The sequence below is a fragment of the Idiomarina sp. Sol25 genome (assembly GCF_033052775.1).
Taxonomy (GTDB): Bacteria; Pseudomonadota; Gammaproteobacteria; order Enterobacterales; family Alteromonadaceae; genus Idiomarina.
On sequence record NZ_JAUPEW010000221.1, the window covers coordinates 1 to 242 of the forward strand.

1 protein-coding gene is annotated in these 242 nt (G+C 54.1%); it reads left to right on the top strand.

Annotated features, from left to right (window positions below):
• Positions 1–242 (top strand): hypothetical protein (locus tag Q5L94_RS14075; RefSeq protein WP_317498970.1); only part of this gene is annotated, 242 nt, incomplete at both ends.

A 242-nucleotide genomic window follows, 5' to 3' on the forward strand; every position in this document is an offset into this window, starting at 1 on the left:
TCATCGACAGCTACTTCTTCTCCAAACCCGCTGCCTCCTTCGAGATGATCGTCAGCCGCTGCGAAGAGCTTCTGGATCGTGGAGAGTGGCCTCATGATCGGGCCTGGAATACGGATTTTTTCAAGTCCATGCGGACAGCGCATTTCGAAATCCAAGAGTTGCGCCAAGAATATCGTCATCTGCGAGCTCGGGGACAAGAGCAGAATACCAGCATGCTGCAGCGTTGTCTCAGACGGTTCGGC